The organism is Amycolatopsis cihanbeyliensis (assembly GCF_006715045.1).
Taxonomy (GTDB): Bacteria; Actinomycetota; Actinomycetes; order Mycobacteriales; family Pseudonocardiaceae; genus Amycolatopsis; species Amycolatopsis cihanbeyliensis.
In genome coordinates this window covers 5,625,745-5,641,981 of the sequence record NZ_VFML01000001.1, presented here as the reverse complement: position 1 = coordinate 5,641,981, position 16,237 = coordinate 5,625,745, and the positions used below count along the sequence as shown (strand labels likewise).

The following is a 16,237-nucleotide window of genomic DNA, read 5'->3' as shown; positions in this document are numbered from 1 at the left end:
GTTTCCGGTCATTCGCCGCCGAGTTTCCTGCGCAGCGTGGCGCGGTACCGCTCGGCGAGCCAGGGCGCCGCGAGCACCCGTTCGGCGAGCTCGCGACAGGCCTGCCCGCGCGGCTCGTCCAGCGTGGCCGGGGAGGCGAAGGTGAGCAGGAAGACCTCGGCGACGGTGGGGCTGCTCAGGTCCCGCTCCACCAGCCGGATCGGGCCCGAGGTGGGTACCAGGCCGGGGCGAACCACGCCCAGGTACCAGCCGCAACGCCCGGAGTCGATCATCGCGGTGAGCACGTCCTTACGCCCGGCTTTCATGCCGAGCTTGTAGCAGGGGGTGCGCGGCTGGCTCACCCGCAGCAGCGCGGTGCCCCACTCCCACACGTCGCCGATCCGCACCCGCTGCTCGTCCGCACCGGCGATCGAGAGGTTCTCCCCCACCGAACCGGCCTCCAGCGCGAAACCGTTCGCCGCCCAGGCACGGTAGTGCTCGACGGGATAGGCGTACACGGCCTTGTCCGGCCCGCCGTGCACGCGCTGGTCGGCCTGCCGATCGCCGTCCAGGTTGGCGGGGCCCAACCCGATCTCCGGTTCGATGACCCTGGCCTTGCTGATCGCGCTGTACACGTCCCCGTCCCGCCGGGTACCGAGCACGCTGGGCTCACCGGTGTAAACACCGGAAACGGTCAGCTCCACGGCGACGTTATAGCACGATCGTTCGTTCTGTTCGGGACGTGGACCCCTCGCTCGGGATTTGCTAAACAGTAGCTACCTGGTGAATCAGCGGTGAAGGAATCCTGAATGAGCTACGAACGGTTCGTCGTGGTCGGGGACAGTTGCGCCGAGGGGCTGGACGACCCCTACCCGGGCGGCGGGCAGTACCGGGGCTGGGCCGACCTGGTCGCGGACGGGCTCGCCGAACACAACCGGGCCGTTCGTTACGCCAACCTCGCCGTGCGGGGTCGCAGGCTGGACCAGATCAGTACCGAGCAGCTCCCGGACGCCGAGCGGCTGCGCCCCGACCTGGCCGCCCTGTTCGGTGGTGGCAACGACGTGCTGACCCCTGGCTGGAACGCGACCACCGTGGCCGCACGGGTGGACACCGCGGTGCGCAGGCTGGCCGACTCCGCACCCACCGTGGTCACCTTTACACTCAGCGACATCTCCGACCGGATGCCGTTCGGCCGGCGGCTGCGCCCGCGCATCGAGGCACTCAACGAGGCCATTCGCGCCGCCGCCGGGACCTACGGTGCGATACTGGTGGACCTGTGGCCGGACCAGGCGGCCAGGGACCTGCGGTACTTCGGCCGGGACCGGCTGCACCTCGGCGAGCACGGGCACCGGCGGGTGGCCGCGCACGTGCTGGACCGCCTCGGCCTGCCCTACGCGCGACCGTGGCTGGACCCGCTGGCCGGCGCACCCGCCAGGCCAGGGCCGCGTGCGCAGGCCGACTGGCTGCTGCGCGAGGTACTGCCCGCGGCCCGGACCCGGCTGCGCAACCGGATCATCGGCCGGTCCCCCGGCGACGGCTTCCTACCCAAGCGCCCCGAACTGCTGCCGGTCACGACCCGGTGAGCCGGGCGCGAGCAGCTCAGTTCGCGCCCCAGCCGCCCTGCACCATGGTCTGGAACACCCACCGGCCGTCCGCCTTCACCAGCAGGTCCCCGTAGCGGACCTCCGTGGTGTGGCCGCCGACCGTGATCCGGGCATCGGTGACCACGAACACCAGATCCCTGGTGAGGAAGACCGGGGTACGGGTGGACTCCATCGAGACATCCCCGGAGCCACTCATCTCTTCCATGCGAGCCAGGAACCGCTCCCGATCCCAGGACTCGGCCGAGCCGTCACCGCCCCCGTCGTTGGTCACCACGTTGATCGGGAAGAGCGCCATATCGGCCATGGCCGCCACATCCCCCTCGGTGGCCGCCGCGTCATAGGCGGCGAACCAGTCCAGGACGCTCCGGATGTCCTCGTCGGTGGGAACGAACCCCGCGCTGCCGGTGGGAAGGGTGGACTGTTCGGTCACGGGCGGCTCCTCGCCTCACGGTAATTTCGACTGTACCGTACAGCATACGCTACAGGTTACGCGCTCGCCACCGGAGCGGGTTCCGCGGTTCCCGGCTGCTCGAACTGGGTGCGGTACAGCTCCTCGTACCGGCCACCGGCCGCGAGCAGTTCCTCATGCGTGCCCCGCTCCACGATGTGTCCCGCCTCGACCACCAGGATCTGGTCCGCCGCCCGCACGGTGGACAGCCGGTGCGCGATCACCACGGCGGTCCGACCCTCCAGCGCCTCGGTCAGCGCCTCCTGCACGGCGGCCTCCGAGGTGGAGTCCAGGTGCGCGGTCGCCTCGTCCAGGATCACCACCCGCTGCCGGGCCAGCAGCAGGCGCGCGATCGTCAGCCGTTGCCGCTCGCCACCGGAGAGCCGGTAGCCACGCTCGCCGACGATAGTGTCCAGCCCCTCCGGCAGGCCGGCGATCAGGCCGTCCAACCGCGCCCTGCGCAGCACCTCCCACAGGTCCTCCTCGGACGCCTCGGGGCGGGCGAGCAACAGGTTCTCCCGCACGGAATCGTGGAACAGGTGCCCGTCCTGGGTCACCATGCCGATCGTGTCCCTGATCGATTGCAGGGAAAGGTCCCGTACGTCCACACCGGACAGTCGAATGGTGCCCTCGTCCACGTCGTACAGCCGCGGTACCAGCTGCGCGATGGTCGACTTGCCCGCACCGCTGGAGCCGACCAGCGCCACCATCTGCCCCGGCTCCGCGCGGAAGGACACCTCGTGCAGCACGTCCACCCCGCCCCGGTTGTCCAGGGTGGCGACCTCCTCCAGCGAGGCCAGCGACACCTTGTCCGCCGAGGGGTAGGCGAAGCGCACTCCCTCGAACTCCACCGAGATCCCGCCGTCCGGCACGGGCTTGGGTTCTGGCTTCTCGGCCACCAGCGGCTTCAGGTCCAGCACCTCGAACACGCGGGAGAAGCTCACCAGCGCGCTCATCACCTCGACCCGGGCGCTGGCCAGCGCGGTCAGCGGGGCGTACAGCCGGGTCAGCAGCATGGCCAGGGCCACGACCGAGCCTGCGTCCAGCTCCCCCACCAGCGCGTAGTACCCGCCGAACCCGTACACCAGCGCCAAGGCCAACGCCGAGACCAGAGTGAGCGCCGTGATGAAGACGTGCTGCACCATCGCGGTGCGCACCCCGATGTCCCGCACCCGGCGGGCCCTGGTGGCGAACGCGGCCGACTCCCGCTCGGGCTTGCCGAACAGCTTCACCAGGGTCGCGCCCGGGGCGGAGAACCGCTCGGTCATCTGGGTGCCCATCGCGGCATCGTGGTTGGCCGCCTCGCGCTCCAGCCGGGCCAGCCTGGTGCCCATCCGCCGCGCCGGGTACACGAACAGGGGGAGCATCGCCAGCGCGAGCAGGGTGACCTGCCAGGAGATCCCGAGCATCACCACGCCGGTGAGCACCAGCATCACCAGGTTGCTGACCACCCCGGACAGCGTGTCGCTGAACGCCCGCTGCGCGCCGATCACATCGTTGTTCAGCCTGCTGACCAGCGCACCGGTGCGGGTACGGGTGAAGAAGGCGACCGGCATCCGCTGTACGTGGTCGAACACGGAGGTACGCAGGTCGACGATCAGCCCCTCACCGATCCGCGCGGACAGCCAACGGTTCAGCAGCCCGATCCCTGCCTCGGCCAGCGCGATCGCGGCGATCAGCACGGCGATCCCGACCACCACGCTGGTCTGCGCATCCCCGACGATGGCGTCCACCACCTGGCCCGCGAGCACCGGTGTGGCGACCGCGAGGAACGCCATGGCGACGCTGAGCACCAGGAACCAGCCGAGCTTCTTGCGATGCGGCTGGGCGAACCCGCCGATCCGGCGCAGGGTCTGTTTGGAGAACGGCCGCCGGTCCTGCTGTGCGTGCATGGAATGGTAGAGCGACATCCATGCGGTGGTTTCCATGTCCATGGCGCGGTTCCCCCGTCTCGGTAGGGCGTGTGCGAGCCGTGCTGTCGGCGCGACGATGACTCTACGACGAGCCACCGACAGCAACCGTAAGACCTAAATCATACTTGAGGTCAATTCGGCGATCGGCCTCGCCTGCTCGGAAGGTTTCCGTGCGGCCGGGAACCGCTAGTGCTGCTCCGATCCGCTGGTGACGGCACGGGCGAGCCGGAAGCCGAGCGCCATCCGCGAGCTGGTGCCGAACCGCCGCTGCAACGTCGACACCATGCTGCGTACGGTGCGGCTGCTCACTCCGATCCGGTCGGCGACCTGCTGGTCGGTCGCGCCCTGCAGCAGGAGGTACACCACCTCGAGTTGGCGGTCCGAAAGGCCGGCGTCGCACCGGAGGTCATCGGTGAGCGGACGCGCCTCGGACCACAGGAAGTCGAAGAGCTGCCCGCAGGGTCCGGCGAGCGGTGCGCGCAGCAGGACCGCGCCCGCATCCCAGCCGGCCTGGTCGAGCGGGAGGATCGCGCAGCGGTCGTCGAAGATCAGCATGCGTCGCAGCGAGTGCTCGTGCACCCGGACCCGGCGGGGTCGCGTTACCGCATCGCCCGCCATCAGCTCGCTCCGCGCGAACTGGGTGTCGACGAGCAGGCGCCGCCGCCTTCCGGCGACGGCCAGCAACTCGAGCAGGGAGGAGTCATGGCTCGGCAACCGCACCCCATGCCCGGACAGCGCCGCGTCCACCGAGGTCGCCCGGCAGGCGAGCCGCCGCAGCCGATGCAGCACGTCGGAACGATCCCGCAGGATGTCGACGAATTCCCCGTGAGCCCGAAAACGGGTGGACTCCGATGGAATACTAGGCACGGTCGAATTCGCTCCCTTGAATCCATCTGGTCATCGGCTTCGCACATCGTATTTTGTATCAGGTCAACCGATGTCCTCAAAGGTCCATCCAGGGGATATCAGTCCGTAACCTCGGTCGCACGAAAGTGCTTCGCGTTTTTCGAATAACGGCGACCTCCGTCAAACCGCACTGCGACAAGATCGCGATACTGTGAATTTCTGTCCAACAGTTTATCGTGTTCCCCGGTTGCCACCACCCTTCCGGAGTCCAGCAGCACGACATGCCCTGCCCTGCGCACGGTGGACAACCGGTGCGCGATGACCAGCAACGCGCACTCGGTCCTGACCTGGTCGATGGCCGCGGCGAGCGCCGCCTCGTTGATGGCGTCGAGATGTGCGGTCGGTTCATCGAGCAGCAGCAGGTCGGGCTTGCTCAGCAACGCGCGCGCGATCGCGACCCGCTGGCTCTCGCCACCGGAAAGGCGGCATCCGCGCTCACCGACCGGGGTGTCCAACCCGAGCGGCAGCCGGTCGACCAGTTCCCGCAAATTGACCAGATCCACCACCCAGCGCAGTTCATCGGGACCGGCGTCAGGGGCGGCGTAGCACAGGTTGTCCCGGAGCGTTCCGTGTAGGACGGGGGAATTCTGGTCGACCAGCGCGATCCGGGAACGCCATTCGGCGCGGCTCAGGTCACCTTCCCGGCTGCCGTTCAGCAGGATCGACCCTCCCGCCGGATCGTAGAAACGTTCGGCCAGCGAGAAGATCGTCGACTTGCCTGCGCCGGACCTGCCGACCAGCGCGACATGCGAGCGCGCCGGAACCTCGAACGACACGCCTTCCAGCACCGGCCGGTCCTGGTAGGCGAACCGGACGTCCCGGAACTCCAATACCGGAGCCCCGTTGCGGTGAACCCCGCCGCTCACGCCGCCACCGGTGTCCTCGACCGGAAACCCGGTGACCTCGTGCACGCGCTGCAACGCGCCCATTCCTCTTTGGACGAGTCCGACGCCCTGCAACACGGAAGCCAGCGGCATCACGAGGTAGGTGGCGTACAGCATGAAGGCGACCAGGTTGCCGAGCGAGGTGGCGTCCCGCGCGACCATCGTGCCACCGATGAGCAGCACGAGCACGAGCGAGCCGCGCAGGGCCAGCTCCACCGCGGGGCTCATCACGGAGGTGAGCTTCGCGGCACGGACCCCGGCGGCGTAGGCCGACTCGGCGCTGCGCCCGGTCCGCTCGGCCTCCCTCTCCTCCGCCCCGCTGGCCCGCACGGTCCGGATCGCGCCGAGCGCCCGCTCCAGGTCGGCGGTCATCGCGCCGACACTGCGCTGGGCCCGCTCGCTCGCAGCCCGCAGCCTGCCGAGCAGCGCGGCCACCACCACGGCCGCGGCCGCGACGGTGGCCGCGACGACGAGGAACAGCATGGGGTCTATCCACACCATCAGGGCAATCGTGCCGAGTCCGGTCAGCGCTCCGGTGACGAGCTGCACCGACGCCGTGGTGACCACCTCGCGCAGCACCGTGGTGTCCACGCTGACCCTGGACATCAGGTCGCCGAGTCGGTGCTCGTCGTACACCCGCATCCGCAGCCGCAGCAGCCGGGCGATGAGCCCGCGCCGCACGCCGAGTACCACCGCCTCACCGGTGCGTTCGAGCAGGAAGAGACCGAACGCGTCCACGCAGGCCTGCGCGGCGAACAGCGTCGCGAGCGCGGCGGGGATCGTCCAGTGCAGCGGTTGCGGGCCCACCGAGTCGATGGCGTGCCGCACCAGCAGCGGCTGCAGCAGGCCGAGCCCGGAGGCCAGCACCGTCAGTGCGATCGCGGCGGCGAGAACCCGGGAGTGGCCGGATGCCAGTCGCACCAGTTCCGGCACGCTCGCCCGGTCGCGCCGGGTCGCGGGTTCACTCATGAACGCGCCGGTCCGGCGGGCTCGACGGCGATCAGCCTGCGGAAGTAGTCCGCGGGGACGTTCTCGTCGACCGGCTCGCCCCCGGCTTCCACCCAGGCATGCGCACCGAACGGGGGCATGGCACGGACGCCGACGCACCACGTCGGCCAGCTCCCCCGCATCCGGCACAGCACGGTGACCGCGAGCGAGCGGGGCAGGCATCCCTGCGGGCCGAGGCAGGTCAGGCTGACCGCGAGCACCGCGTCCCGCGCGGACCTGGCCTCCCGGTGGGTCGCCTGCCGGGCACCCCGGCGCAGCACCACGAGTACCCGGCGGACACGTTGCGGCGGCAGCGTGGCGAGCGCCCTGGCGACAGCCACCGCGGCGCGGGCCGCGACCCGGCGGCGGAACGGAACCTCGGACGGCCTGCTGAGCGCGCTCGGCGTGGTCATGAGCTCACCAGGCCCGCCGAGCGGAGCCCGTCCACCAGGGTGCGCACGTCCGCGCGCGCCTTGGCCGCGTCGACCTGGTACTCCTCGGTGAGCGCGGTGACGGCCTGCTCGGTGTCATCGCCGGCCAGCAACGTGTTGACCACGAGCACTCCGCTCGGATTGAGCTGCCAGTAGCGGCCGCTGCGCTCGTCGAGCAGCACCGTGCCGTACTCGGTGTCCGCGAGGGACACATCCTGGCGCAACTGGAAGGTCATTTCCCGCTCCCGTCATGAGGCATTGGCATTGAGGGGTTTCGGGGCCGCGAGCGTCCGCAGCCAGATCTCGCAGCCGATGGCCGGGTACAGCACGGCGGTGCGCAACTCGGGCGTCGCCGGTCGCGCGGCCAGGTCGAGCAGCCGGTCGCGGTCGACCAGCCCGAGCTCGGCCAGCCGCGACTGTGACCAGAGCGCGGCCAGGTCGCCGCGGTTCTCCCGAAGGCCCGCCGCGGCGTCCAGCGCGGCCTGCGCCTTGCTGGACCGCGCGAGGCACTCGTCCGGCACGACGCCGCGCATGGCGGCGACGAGCGCGGGCTTGTACCGCCACGGCGTCACCCTGTCCTCCGGGCGCACCGAGAGGCATGCCTCGATCACCCGGTCGTCGAAGTACGGCGACTGGATGGGAAGGCCGGCGCGGGCGCTCATCTGCTCCCACTGGCGAATGATGCGGGTGCAGGAGCGGATCTGCTCGAGGTCGGCGTGCTCGCCCCTGGTGGGCCCCAGCGGTTCGGCGTCCCGGGCCGCCGCGGCGACCACCTCCGCCGCCGCGCTCCGCGCGTGGCCGGTCACCCACTCCGCGCACCGAGGGGGTGCGCTCCACCCGAGTGCGGTGGCGACCGGGGGCGCCGCCGGCCCGCCGAGATCGCCTGCCGCCTCGGCGAGCCAGCCGCGGTAGGAACGGCGGTCGGCAAGCGCCCGGACCATCCCACCGAGCGACCAGTGGAACAGGGCACGGGAACCGCGGGCCCTGTTGATCGCGAGCAGCGGCCGCCTGCGCAGCAGCGTGTGGTAATGCGCCTCCGAGCACCACGCCACGTGATCGCCGCCGATCCCGGTCAGGCGGACACGGCAGCCCCTGGCCGCGAGTCCTTCGAGGTCGCTGAGCAGGCGCGCCCTGTCCAGCATTCCGATCGTCGGCTCGTCGAGGGGGTCGTCGATCTCCAGCAGTTTCTCGTAGACCAGCGGGGACGCCTCCGCCCGCCATACGACGTGCTCGACGTCCGGCAGGTGCCCGGCCGCCCGCTCGGCCCAGGCGCGGTCGTCGTCCGCGGGGTCGATGCCGGGCCACGTACTCGCCACCACCCTGGCCGGGCCGCGGGCGGCGAGGAAGCACAGCGAGGTGGAGTCGAGGCCGCCGGAAAGGTCGCAGCCGACGACGCCGCCCGCGCGGGTACGCGCGTCCACCGCGGCCGCGAGTGCCTCCCGGATGGACGGTGCCGCATCGGCGAGTGCACGCACCGGCCGGGGCGGCTCCCACCACCGGGTCACCGTGCTCGCCCTGCCGTCCGGGGCCACCGTCACGACGCTTCCCGGTGGAACCGCCCGCACCCCGCGCCACATCGGTGTCTCCGGTACCGGATGCGGCACCGGGAAGAGCAGCCGCGCGGCCAGTTGCCGCTCGTCCACTTCGGATCCCGCGAGCGCAGCCAGCAGGTCGGCACGGTCGGCGGCGACCGTCACTCCACCCACCTCGGCGTGGAACACCAGCCGCAGCCCCGAGGCCGTGCCGTAGACGCGGAATCCGCCGCGCAGTGTGGCCACGAGGTGGAAACTCCCCGGCAGTCCACGAACGACCTCGTCGAGTCGTGCCAGGTCGGTGAGGTGCTCCGCCCTGCGCGCCAACTCGGCGGGAGTGACCGGGCAGCAGCCGATCACCGCGATCCGCGCCTCGCCCGCCCCGGCAACCGTCATCTCGTCGTCCCGCCACCGGCCGACGAGCCACGGGCGGCCCGAGGGGTGGTTCAGCGTCCTGGCACCGTGCGCGCGTACCCGCGAAGCCACGGCGAGAGCGGCATCGCGATCCGGTAGAACCGCGAAATACGCTTCGCCGTGACTCGGGGTGCCACCTGAATCAGGCATGGGCAACGTGGGTCGTCGAAATCAGTTCTTGCTGAGGATCAGCCGGTCGTTGCCGGAGAACTGCAGCAGTCCGGTTGCCTCCTGGAAGGAGCCCAGCTCGACCAGCATCGGGGCCTCGTAAGACTTCATCATTTCCACCTTTCGCGCATTCGATCCTCATATTCGTGTGCGCACACCATTGAACATAACAAGATCGGCGAATGGCCGATAGCCGAATGCGCTTCCGGAACAGGAAAACCCGCGTCAGTCCTTTGCGGAGTCCGTCAGTAGAGCGGGAAGGCCCAGCCACCCGGGTAGAACGGTTCCCGGTCGTGCCGGAACGCGATCGAGGCGCGGGCCAACGTTCCAGGCCGCCGTTCCCGTACCAGACCCGCGGCCCCGAGGGAGGCCAGGGATGTCCCGCCGAGGTACGCGGCTCCCAGCTCGGTGGAGGTCAGTTCGAGGTCGGCGGCGGCCTGTGCTCGCTCGCAGCTGACCTCCTCACCCTCGGCCCGCAGCCGGTAGCGGCCGGTGTTCCACGGGCAGAAGGCGTCTCGCACGGCCAGCACCACCTCCAGCGGGACCGAGTACCGGCGCCCGGCCAGTGCCCGCTCGACATCGACCAGCCGCACCCAGATCCGGTCGACCGGGCAGGAGCGTGCCGCCCGCGGATCGGTGAGCAGGTGCGGCAGCGGCTCGTCGGGCGCGCCCTCGTACTCGATCCACCCCGCAAGGTCGATCCCGGCGAGGTAGCGCCACAGCGCCGCGTACGCGGTGCGGGAGACCGCCGCCAGCTCCTCGACTCGCACCGTGCCCTCGTGGTGCCGGTACAGGGCGTACCCGGTGGCCCGGCCGTCCGGTTCCCGGTGCACGGCGAAGCGGAACCCGCTCGCGCCGTCGCGCGCCTCCGGCTCGTCGAACAGCCGCACGTTCCAGTGCGCGTCCTGGCGATCGGGCCAGCCCACCATGAGGGTCCGGACCTCGTCGTAGACCCGCTCCAGCACCGGCCGCGCCCGTTCGGCGTCCAGCAGCCGGATCGACCCTTCCCCGAAGTCCACGCCAGGGCGGAAGCTCATCGCCGACTTGTCGCAGCGGAACTGGTTGCCCCGGGTGGCGGGGCCGTAGCCGTAGCGGCCGTAGATCGGGGCCTCGGCGGGGCGCAGCGCGGCCACCGGCTCGGCGCCCTGCTCGTGCAGGTCGGTGAGCTGCCTGCGCATCATCGAGGTGAGGATGCCGCGGCGCCGATGTGTCGGGGTCACCCCGACCGTGGCCACCCCCGCGACCGGCAGGACGGCGCCGGGCACGGTCAACAGGCGGCGGTAGAGCGAGGCACCGCCGACGGGTGCGTCCCCGTCGAAGGCGGCCACGGTCCGCTCCAGCTCGGTGGCGGCGCGCTGGTTGGCGATCTCCGCCTCGGTCCGGTCGATGCCGTAGGTGTCGGCGATCATGCGCGCCCAGGCCGCGAACTCGCCGTCGGTGATGGGACGCAGCGGGTAAGGATCGGTCACCCTGCCTGTGTAGCCGGGCGGCGGGCGGGCGCGCGATCGAATTTCAGCCGCGTACGCGGTGCAGGAAGGCGCGGAAGGCTTCCGGGGACAGCAGCAGCGCGCCGCCGTCCGGGTCCTTCGAGTCCCTGGCGGCCACCCGATCCGTCCCGAAGGCCACCTCGACGCAATCGCCGTTGTTCGCGCTGTGACTGCTCTTGATCCACTGGGTTGCGCGCAGGTCCTGTGCTGGCACGGCTGACCTCCAAGGCTAGGTCCCGTCGATCATCCCTCTGATCAACGTGAGCGACCTGGTCGGCGCGGACGCCACCGACCGCAGGTTCTCCACCGCCATTTTATAGGTCCGTACCGCGTCCTGGTCCTGCACGTACACCGCACCGTCCAGGTGCTCGTTATAGGCGATCGACTGGGCCCGCTCGAAGTCCAGCACCGAGAACTTGCCCATCGTGGCCGTGTGTGGTCCGTCCTCCGGCCGCAGCACCTGGATGGTGACGTTCGGCTGCCGGGCCAGCTTCAGCAGGTGCCGGAACTGCGCCTCGCGTACCTCCGGCGTCCCGACCTGCAACCGCAGCGCCGCCTCGCCGATCACCGTGTGCAGCTGCAGCGGCTCCTCCTCGGTCAGCCGGTTCGCCCTGGCCAGCCGGAAGGAGACGAACCGCTCGCCGTGGTCCCGCCGGACGAACCCGGTGGCCTCGGTGATCGCCTGCGCGTACTCCTCGGTCTGCAGCAGCCCTGGCAGCACCATCGGCTCGAAGACGAACTCGGCCGCGGCCAGCCCCTCCAGCCCGACGAAGGTCTTGAACCAGTCCGGCATCACATGCGACCAGGGCGCCCACCAGCTCTTGCCCTCGGTCTGCGCGCACAGCGAGACCAGCCGGTCCACCTCCTGCCGCGGTGCGCCGTAGGTGTTCAGCACGTGTGCCACGTCGTCCGGGTACTGCTGGTACCGGCCGGTTTCCATGTAGCTGACCTTGGCGCGGGTGAGCCCGGACGCCTCGGCGGCCTGCGCGATGGTCATCCTGGCGTGCTTGCGGACGTGTGCCAGCTCCACGCCGAGCAGCCAGCGCATCGCCGACGGATCACTCCTGGTGGTCATGCGCCAATCCTCGCGCATCCAGAGCAGGTCTGGGAGTCACACAATCGTGCAATTGTCACTGCGAGATGTCTCGCATAGTTTCTCACCAGGAGGCTTGCATGGATATTGATCAGATCACGCTGTCGGTACTCGCCGACGAAGCGCGAGAGTACGCGCCCCGCCTTTTCGCCCTGTACGGGGTGTACCGGGAGCACCTGTTCCCCGAAGACGAGGACGGCTACCTGGGCTGGGGCATGGAGTTCACCGAGCTCGGCAAGGCGATCCTGTGGTTCCCGGACGGCAGCACGCACTGGGCGCACTCGGCCGCCGGGATTCTCGACCACCACACCTGGCACAGCGAGGCTCGCCTGGTCTGGCTCACCGACCCGCACCCACCCACCGCCGACGACTACGACCTCGCCGGCCACTGACCCCTGCTGTGAAGGGCCCGTTCCCTGCGAAAAACGCAGGGAACGAGCCACTCACAGCAGTTGGCTTCAGCCGGTGAGCAGGGTCAGGCGGTAGTGGGACAGGACGGCGTTGATCGGCTGGAAGTAGCTGGCGCAGGGATACCAGCGGGTCGCGGCGACGAGGTGGCCCTGTGCGTGGGCCCGGCCCCGGGAGTCCAGCGTGAACAGCGGGGCACCGCGGTCACCGTCGCGCACGCAAATGTCGGTCTGGATAACGCCGCGCAGGGTGCGGTCGGGCAGGGTCACCGTGCGGTCCCTTGCGGTGATGGTGCCGCACTTCCTGCCGCTGACCGGGCTGGAGATGCAGACCTTGTCGCCGACAGGGGCCTCCTTGGCACCGGCCACCGTCAGCGGCTGGCGGGTCTCCGGCAGCGCGATCCAGGGACCTTGCTCCCATTGCCGGGTGTTGCTCACCTCGACCAGCGCGGCATCCGGGCCGACCGTGCTCGCGAAGGCGATCGTCCCGATCAACGTCCCGTCCGGGCCGTACACCTTCTGCCCGACCTTTCCGCAAGCGCCGTGGGTGAGTACGTAGCCGACCTTTCCGCTACGCACGTTGAACGCCGACACACACGGCCGGTGGACCGGGCCGGTCGGATCGGCGTTCAGCTCCATCCCGCCCATCAGCGGGCGGGATGGGGCTTCGGCCGCGGCGGTCAGCGAGCCGGTGAGACCGGCGGCGACCAGCGCGACGACCATCGTGACAATGCGGGGCAGAAAACGTTTCCGCATGACATTCTCCTCATTCGCAGGGGCTTTCACGGTAAGCAGCCCCGCGCACCCCGCCCAGCCGTCAACCGGAGTATTCGCCCTACACCCCCTCAGCCGGTCAGCCGAGGTCGGGATCAGGATGATGGCGGCCGCTGTAGCCCGTTGAGGAGCAGTTCGATCAACCGGCGAGGGTCGTAGCGGGGATCATCGTCCCGCCCAATGCAGAGGTTGCCGATGCCGCGCATCAGTTCGTAGGCCTGCGTACCGGGCGTGGCCTCGTCGGCGTCGACCGCGGCGTCGAGCAACTGCGCGCAGACGGGCACCAGGCGGTCGAGGAAGTAGGTGTGCAGCGCCTCGAAGCCGCTGCTGTCGGATTGCAGCGCGTTGGCCAGTCCGTGCTTGGTGACCAGGAAGTCGACGAAGAGGTCGACCCACTGACGGAGTGCCGCGAGCGGAGAGCCGGCGCTGGCCAGCAGGGCCGGACCGGCCTCGGCGCAGGCTTCCACCTGGTGCCGGTAGACGGCGACGACGAGATCCGCCCGCGTCGGGAAGTGGCGGTAGATCGTCCCCATCCCGACGCCGGCCCTGGCCGCGATCTCCCGGATCGGGGCGTCGACACCGGAGGTGACGAAGACCTCCGCGGCGGCGGCAAGCAGCGCCTGCTGGTTGCGCCGCGCGTCGGCCCGCTTGCTTCGCGCCTGCGCCTCCCCGGGCTGGCTTTCAGGGGTCACCACGTGCTCCTTCCGGCGACGGTTGACGAAACGGAACAGTGTTCCGTATATTTGTGGAACATCGTTCCGGTTCGAGCATAGTCGACGCCGGTCGCCAGCCCTTGGGAGGAAGCCCACACCATGAGTGCATCGACGTACGCAGCCGACACCACCAGCGCAGACGCACCCGCCGCTGTCCTTTCGGTCAGCCCGGTGGTGCTGTCGGCTCCCGGTCGGCCCGTGGATCTACAGCTGCGAGTCTCCGCGCCCGTGACCGGAAGCGAGCTGCCGATCATCCTGCTCTCGCACGGCCAAGGCCCCTCGAACAACCTGTCCTCGCTGAATGGCTACGCCCCGCTCGCCAACTTCTGGGCGGCGCACGGCTTCGTCGTGCTCCAGCCCACCCATCTGAGCTCGAGGACGCTGGACCTGAACGCCGACCATCCCGAGGCGCCGCTGTACTACCGATCGCGGGCCGAGGACATGACGATCATCCTCGACCGGCTCGGCGAGATCGAGAACGCCGTCCCGCAACTCCGCGGGCGCCTCGACCGCGGCAAGGTCGCCGTAGCCGGGCACTCGATGGGCGGGCACACCGCGAGCCTGCTGCTGGGCGCGCGGTTCACCGATCCCCACGACGGAACGGAAGTGAACCTGGCCGAGCCCCGGATCGCGGCGGGTGTGCTGCTTGCCTCGCCAGGCCGAGGCGGCGATGCGCTCACCGAGTTCGTGCTCGAGAACTACGCCTTCCTCTCGACCATCGACTTCTCCACGATGACGACCCCCGCGCTCGTGGTCGCCGGGGAGAAGGACACCTCTGCCCACCTGACGGTCCGGGGCGCGGACTGGCACACCGATCCGTACTTCCTCTCCCCGGCCCCCAAGGCCCTCGTCACCCTGTTCGACGCGGAGCACGGGCTCGGCGGGATCTCCGGGTACGACGTCGCCGAGACCACCGACGAGAACCCTGAGCGAGTTGCCGCGATCCAGCGGCTCACCTGGGCCTACCTCCGCACCGCGCTCTCCCCCGGGGACCCGGCGTGGCAGGCGGCGCGCGACGAGCTCACGACCGGCCCCCCCTCCGCTCGGACGCGTCGAATCCAAGTAACTCGACCAGGCCTTCACTCCACACCCCGCTGCTGTGAGTGGCCCACTCGCAGCAGTCAGGAGCGGTGCTGGGGGATGTTCCAGGGGTTGGCCTCGCGCAGGGGCGTGGGCAGCAGGTGGTCGGGCCAGGACTGGTAGCTGACCGGGCGCAGGAAGCGTTCCATGGCGGCCGTTCCGACCGAGGTGGACAGCGGCGCCGTGGTGGCGGGGAACGGGCCGCCGTGCTGCATCGCGTGGGTCACCGCGACCCCGGTGGGCCAACCGTTCCAGATCACCCGGCCGCTGCGCTCGGCCAGCGCCTCCGCAAGCACGGTGACCTCTTCCCTCTCCTCGGCATGCAGGGTGCCGGTGAGCTGCCCCGGCAAGGCCGCCAACGCCCCCGGCAGATCCGCGGGATCGGAGTAGGTCACCACCAGGCCGAACGGGCCGAAACACTCCTCGGCCGCGGTGGCGTCGAAGTCGGCGATGCTCATTTCCAGCAGCCGTGGCGCGAGCGAGTCCTCCGCGTCCGGCCATACCAGCGTGCGCACATCGGGACGTTCGCCGAACCTGCGGGCGCCGTCCAGGTAGCCCGCGGCGATCCGCTCGTTCAACATCGGCGCGGGCGCGACATCCCGGAGCGTCTCCGCGATCCGGGAAACCAGCTCGCTGCCGGCCGGCGCGAACAGCAGCCCGGGGTTGGTACAGAACTGCCCCGCGCCCTGGGTCAGCGAACCCACGTAGCCCGCCGCGATATCGGCGGTACGGGCCCGCGCGGCGCCAGGGGTGACCACCACCGGGTTGACGCTGCCGAGCTCGCCGTAGAACGGGATCGGCTCCGGCCGCTCCGCCGCGATCCGGGCGAGCGCGAGCCCGCCACGCACCGAACCGGTGAACGCCGCGGCCCGGATATCGGGATCGCGCAAGGCATCCACCCCCGCCTGCTCCCCCTCGATCAGGGCGAACACTCCCGGCCTGCCCAGCGCACGCTCCACCACGGCGGCGGTGCGGCGGGACAGCTCCGGGTGCCCCGGATGCGCCTTCACCACCACCGGGCAGCCCGCGGCCAGCGCCGAGGCGGTGTCCCCGCCAGCCACGCTGAAGGCGAACGGGAAGTTGCTCGCGGCGAACACCAGCACCGGGCCCAGCGCCGTGCGGTAGCGGCGCAGCTCGGGGCGCGGGCCGGACGGCCAGTCCGGGTCGGCCGCGTCAATCCGGACATCCAGGAAGTCCCCGGCCCGTACCTGCTCGGCGAACAGCCGCAACTGGAACACCGTGCGGGTCAGCTCCCCGTTCAGCCGGGGCGTGCCGAGGTGTGTCTCGGTGTCGGCCAGCGGCACCAGGTCCTCGCGCTCGGCGTCCAGCGCGTCGGCCATCGCCTCCAGCGCGGTGGCCCGCTCGGTGGGCGAGGTCCGCGCCCAGCCTCTGGCTGCCGTGCGGTCGATCATGTGTC

Annotated in this window: 18 protein-coding genes; 3 read left to right on the top strand and 15 right to left on the bottom strand. The window is 70.5% G+C overall.

Features of this window, described 5'->3' with window-relative positions; translation table 11 throughout:
* Positions 1 to 8: 8 nt before the first annotated feature.
* On the bottom strand, positions 9 to 677 hold the full coding sequence (locus tag FB471_RS25745) for an MOSC domain-containing protein (protein WP_142002481.1): 669 nt from the start codon (positions 675 to 677) through the stop codon (positions 9 to 11).
* Between the two features lie 111 nt (positions 678 to 788).
* Here FB471_RS25745 and FB471_RS25740 point away from each other — a divergent pair, with 111 nt between their 5' ends.
* Positions 789 to 1,562 carry an SGNH/GDSL hydrolase family protein gene (locus FB471_RS25740; RefSeq protein ID WP_142000912.1) on the top strand — a complete coding sequence of 258 codons (774 nt, stop codon included), beginning with the start codon at positions 789 to 791 and terminating at the stop codon, positions 1,560 to 1,562.
* Positions 1,563 to 1,578: 16 nt separating this feature from the next.
* Here FB471_RS25740 and FB471_RS25735 read toward each other — a convergent pair whose 3' ends face one another.
* From FB471_RS25735 to FB471_RS25685, 11 genes are all read right to left on the bottom strand, one after another.
* Positions 1,579 to 2,013 carry a DUF4440 domain-containing protein gene (locus FB471_RS25735; protein WP_142000911.1) on the bottom strand — a complete coding sequence of 145 codons (435 nt, stop codon included), beginning with the start codon at positions 2,011 to 2,013 and terminating at the stop codon, positions 1,579 to 1,581.
* Positions 2,014 to 2,069: 56 nt separating this feature from the next.
* Positions 2,070 to 3,965 carry an ABC transporter ATP-binding protein gene (locus FB471_RS25730; protein WP_142000910.1) on the bottom strand — a complete coding sequence of 632 codons (1,896 nt, stop codon included), beginning with the start codon at positions 3,963 to 3,965 and terminating at the stop codon, positions 2,070 to 2,072.
* Positions 3,966 to 4,130: 165 nt separating this feature from the next.
* Positions 4,131 to 4,733 carry a helix-turn-helix transcriptional regulator gene (locus FB471_RS25725; protein WP_142000909.1) on the bottom strand — a complete coding sequence of 201 codons (603 nt, stop codon included), beginning with the start codon at positions 4,731 to 4,733 and terminating at the stop codon, positions 4,131 to 4,133.
* A 176-nt stretch (positions 4,734 to 4,909) separates the two neighbouring features.
* The gene (locus FB471_RS25720; RefSeq protein WP_142000908.1) at positions 4,910 to 6,703 is read right to left on the bottom strand and encodes an ABC transporter ATP-binding protein; all 1,794 of its coding nucleotides are present in this window, start codon (positions 6,701 to 6,703) and stop codon (positions 4,910 to 4,912) included.
* Positions 6,700 to 7,134, bottom strand: coding sequence for a lasso peptide biosynthesis B2 protein (locus FB471_RS25715; protein ID WP_142000907.1), 435 nt, complete (start codon positions 7,132 to 7,134; stop codon positions 6,700 to 6,702). The genes FB471_RS25720 and FB471_RS25715 overlap by 4 nt, the downstream gene beginning before the upstream one ends.
* Positions 7,131 to 7,388, bottom strand: coding sequence for a lasso peptide biosynthesis PqqD family chaperone (locus FB471_RS25710; RefSeq protein ID WP_142000906.1), 258 nt, complete (start codon positions 7,386 to 7,388; stop codon positions 7,131 to 7,133). Before FB471_RS25710 ends, FB471_RS25715 begins: the two co-directional genes overlap by 4 nt.
* Positions 7,389 to 7,400: 12 nt before the next feature.
* Complete coding sequence (locus FB471_RS25705) at positions 7,401 to 9,170, bottom strand: lasso peptide isopeptide bond-forming cyclase (protein ID WP_281287422.1); 1,770 nt, start codon at positions 9,168 to 9,170, stop codon at positions 7,401 to 7,403.
* Between the two features lie 99 nt (positions 9,171 to 9,269).
* On the bottom strand, positions 9,270 to 9,377 hold the full coding sequence (locus FB471_RS25700) for a keywimysin-related RiPP (protein ID WP_211358143.1): 108 nt from the start codon (positions 9,375 to 9,377) through the stop codon (positions 9,270 to 9,272).
* A gap of 134 nt (positions 9,378 to 9,511) precedes the next feature.
* Positions 9,512 to 10,735, bottom strand: a complete 1,224-nt coding sequence (locus FB471_RS25695; RefSeq protein ID WP_142000903.1) for a GNAT family N-acetyltransferase — start codon at positions 10,733 to 10,735, stop codon at positions 9,512 to 9,514.
* A gap of 43 nt (positions 10,736 to 10,778) precedes the next feature.
* Positions 10,779 to 10,967 carry a DUF397 domain-containing protein gene (locus FB471_RS25690; RefSeq protein WP_246076587.1) on the bottom strand — a complete coding sequence of 63 codons (189 nt, stop codon included), beginning with the start codon at positions 10,965 to 10,967 and terminating at the stop codon, positions 10,779 to 10,781.
* 15 nt (positions 10,968 to 10,982) lie between these two features.
* Positions 10,983 to 11,828: a helix-turn-helix domain-containing protein gene (locus FB471_RS25685; protein WP_142000902.1), complete on the bottom strand. Its 846-nt coding sequence runs from the start codon at positions 11,826 to 11,828 to the stop codon at positions 10,983 to 10,985.
* A 98-nt stretch (positions 11,829 to 11,926) separates the two neighbouring features.
* Here FB471_RS25685 and FB471_RS25680 point away from each other — a divergent pair, with 98 nt between their 5' ends.
* Positions 11,927 to 12,238, top strand: a complete 312-nt coding sequence (locus FB471_RS25680; RefSeq protein ID WP_142000901.1) for a hypothetical protein — start codon at positions 11,927 to 11,929, stop codon at positions 12,236 to 12,238.
* Positions 12,239 to 12,304: 66 nt separating this feature from the next.
* Here FB471_RS25680 and FB471_RS25675 read toward each other — a convergent pair whose 3' ends face one another.
* Both FB471_RS25675 and FB471_RS25670 read right to left on the bottom strand, forming a co-directional pair.
* Positions 12,305 to 13,009: a S1 family peptidase gene (locus tag FB471_RS25675; RefSeq protein ID WP_142000900.1), complete on the bottom strand. Its 705-nt coding sequence runs from the start codon at positions 13,007 to 13,009 to the stop codon at positions 12,305 to 12,307.
* A 113-nt stretch (positions 13,010 to 13,122) separates the two neighbouring features.
* A complete protein-coding gene (locus tag FB471_RS25670) occupies positions 13,123 to 13,719 on the bottom strand; it encodes a TetR/AcrR family transcriptional regulator (RefSeq protein WP_211358142.1) in 597 nt (198 codons plus the stop codon).
* A gap of 120 nt (positions 13,720 to 13,839) precedes the next feature.
* On the opposite strand from FB471_RS25670, the gene FB471_RS25665 reads away from it, so the two are divergent.
* The gene (locus FB471_RS25665) at positions 13,840 to 14,943 is read left to right on the top strand and encodes an alpha/beta hydrolase family protein (protein WP_170220940.1); all 1,104 of its coding nucleotides are present in this window, start codon (positions 13,840 to 13,842) and stop codon (positions 14,941 to 14,943) included.
* Here the strand turns inward: FB471_RS25665 and FB471_RS25660 are convergent.
* Entirely contained in the window at positions 14,862 to 16,232 is a 1,371-nt protein-coding gene (locus FB471_RS25660) for an aldehyde dehydrogenase (NADP(+)) (protein ID WP_142000899.1), read from the bottom strand. The genes FB471_RS25665 and FB471_RS25660 overlap by 82 nt on opposite strands.
* Between the last annotated feature and the right edge of the window lie 5 nt (positions 16,233 to 16,237).